Origin of the sequence: Mesorhizobium sp. M1399, assembly GCF_040317735.1 — a bacterium.
Lineage (GTDB): Bacteria > Pseudomonadota > Alphaproteobacteria > Rhizobiales > Rhizobiaceae > Mesorhizobium.
This window is the reverse complement of record NZ_JAMYKZ010000064.1, coordinates 1-2,704: the sequence shown is the minus strand read 5'-3', so window position 1 is coordinate 2,704 and position 2,704 is coordinate 1. Positions and strand designations below refer to the sequence as shown.

Genomic DNA, 2,704 nt, shown 5'->3' with positions numbered 1-2,704 from the left:
ACGATCTGCGTTGTGTTTGTACGGCATGGCACTCGCATCAAGCTGATTTCGATCCTGCCTGCCTATCGCCAAACCGTTGACAAAGGATCCATGCACCAACGCTTTACAGGGGCCAACACCTGTGGGCGCGAGGTCATTGGGGTGGTGAGCAGCGGGAACGTGACCGATGACATGCGGCCGAATACATTAAGGACCAGACGCCGCCACAGCTCGACGACGACTTCTACGTGCGTGACTTCACGCCAAGTCCGCCGAACAGCGGACCGATCCGGCTTTGAGCCGTAACCCCAACCAATAAGCGGTGGAGAATTCACACACGAATCCGCGGAAAGTTCACGCCGCTTTTTTCGATCAGGTACCTCTGCATCCGGACCGGGATTTTGTTAGAAGACAGATCAACTTCGCACTCGGAGCTCAGCCGCTCCAGGATGTAAGGTAGGGCGGTCTTCGCGTTGCCAAGCCCAATTAGCCGGTTCCCACTCACGTTGAGCGCCCGAAGCCCGGTCGGGAGGAGGTCGGGTGGTAAGTCGGTCAGGTCATTGTTGGGGACCTCCAGCCTCTCCATCCCGACCGGGAGGTGCTCGGGCAGGCGCGTCAGATCATTGTAGCCGGCGTAAAGCTCTCTGAGTTGCGCCGGGAGAGTCTCTGGCAGCTCCGCGAGCTCATTCTTATTGGCGTAAAGCACTCTGAGCCTCGGCGGGAGAGTCTCCGGTAGCTGCGCGAGCTGGTTGTTGTTGACAGCGAGGGCTTCAAGCGGGAGCGGAAGCGTATCAGGCAGGCTCGTCAGGCGGTTGTTGTTCGCGTCGAGCCTCCTGAGTTCGGGCGGAAGCGTGTTGGGCAGCCTGGTCAGCTGGTTGTCGGCGGCGGTTAGCCTTTCGAGCCCGGGCGGAAGAATCTCAGGCAGCCTGGTCAGCCGGTTCCCGGCGACGGTTAGCCTCTCAAGCGCCGCCGGAAGAACCTCAGGCAGTCTGGTCAGCTCGTTGTCGCTGGTGTTGAGCCACCGGAGATCGTCGGGTAGGGGGGGTAGCGCTGTCAGGGCCAGCAATGTCAGGTCCAGCCAGCCACGGCGATTGCCGGTCTCCAGCCATGCTGCAATTCGCGTCACCGCCTCTCCCCGGTCCTCAGCCTCGCCCTGCTCCTCCTCTTCGGCCCATGCTTGCAGGTTGTGGTTCAGCGCCGCCGCGCCGGTTAGGGCCCGGATCCAGCTAGAGGTGTCCTCCTCCAAGGGAATCTCACCGCGGCTGAGCGGCTGCTGGCCTTGTCCTGAGGTATTGCTACTGCTACCACCCCACCGTCCTGTGTTCACCAATGGCGTCTCTCCTTGTCACACGAGTGCTTATGTTACTCCCCACCGGAGATCCCTCGCCATGCAAAATCGATATTCCTATATGCTCCGGGAGACTAGATGCCGTAATGGGCCGGCCTTCGGGAGCATAGCCAGGTTGGGTGGCTGTCCCTCAGAATGATGGTGTTGAAACGGAGTCCGAGCGATCGGCTCCAAGCATCATGAGAGGAACAGCCATGGAACACTATGTGGGAATCGATGTCTCTCTGGAAGAGAGCAGCGTGTGCATTGTTGACGCGACCGGAACGATCGTGCGCGAGGTCAAGATCGCCAGCGAGCCGGAGGCACTGGTCCACTATTTCGACGAACTGGAATTGTCTGTCATCGGGGCATCGTAAACTTAAAGAGCGCGAGGCGGTCGTAGCCCGCTTGCCCCACGGCGGTTCATGCCCGAGCGATTTTTGCCCACAGGTTCATTGGGCACCGTAAACTTAACGCTGTGAAAACAAGATCTGGGAGTGAGGCTTTGGTTCATTCGGCGTGAAGGCGCGCGATTTGGCGCCATGCTTGCATGGCAGTTGCTCGCAGTTCTCGATGGTGGGTGGATGGAATATCGTGGCGGGGAACGTTAAAGAGGTTGGCGATCGGGTCGTGGACGGAAACGAAACGCTGAAGATGTCGCGCTGACTTGAAGCGCTTCATGATCCTCTCCCGCCGTCGGACGGGTTGATGAGAGTTCTCCGCCCGATTGTTCAGGCCCTTGTGCGAGCGATGCTCGACGCCTGGCATGATCTCCCGCTTCGCCGCACCGTAGGATTGAAGCTTGTCGGTGATCATCACACGCGGCGAACGGCCTTGCCCTTTCAGAAGCTTTCGCATCAAGCGCTTTGCCGCCTTGGCATTGCGACGGCTTTGCACCAACACGTCGAGAACAAACCCGTCCTGATCAACGGCGCGCCAAAGCCAGTGTTTCTTTCCACCGATGGTGATGACAACCTCATCGAGATGCCATTTGTCGCCGAGCTTGCCAGCCGATCGCTTCCGGATATCATTGGCAAAGTGTCTCCCAAATTTCTCAGCCCAAAGTCGCACGGTCTGGTGAGAGACGATGACGCCACGAGCTGCCAGCATATCCTCGACCATCCGCAGGCTGAGCGGAAACCGGAAATAGAGCGTAAGCGCGTAGGCATGCCCACGTAGCGTGCAGGCGGTTGATCGCTCATTTTCAGCATGAATCATGCGGAGAATCCTCACATGGGAACATCTGTGTCAAGTTGGTTAAAACATATCGTCATCTCAAATTATCGGTTCCAGGTTGTCGGGCGAAATGAAAAACTGACCCCCTAGCGAAGCGAAGAACTGACCCCTCGTATCAAACGAGGAGTGATGGATGACGATCGAGATTTCAGCTCATCCTGC

At 58.3% G+C, this 2,704-nt stretch carries 2 protein-coding genes and 1 pseudogene; 1 reads left to right on the top strand and 2 read right to left on the bottom strand.

The annotated features are described in order from the left end of the window. Positions 1–310: 310 nt before the first annotated feature. On the bottom strand, positions 311–1,225 hold the full coding sequence (locus NKH05_RS32885; protein WP_353017886.1) for a leucine-rich repeat domain-containing protein: 915 nt from the start codon (positions 1,223–1,225) through the stop codon (positions 311–313). Positions 1,226–1,521: 296 nt separating this feature from the next. Here NKH05_RS32885 and NKH05_RS32880 point away from each other — a divergent pair. Continuing rightward, a pseudogene (locus tag NKH05_RS32880) lies at positions 1,522–1,662 on the top strand (IS110 family transposase); the annotation flags it as partial. Between the two features lie 154 nt (positions 1,663–1,816). Here the strand turns inward: NKH05_RS32880 and NKH05_RS32875 are convergent. Beyond that, a complete protein-coding gene (locus NKH05_RS32875; RefSeq protein WP_353017884.1) occupies positions 1,817–2,524 on the bottom strand; it encodes an IS6 family transposase in 708 nt (235 codons plus the stop codon). Positions 2,525–2,704 lie beyond the last annotated feature (180 nt).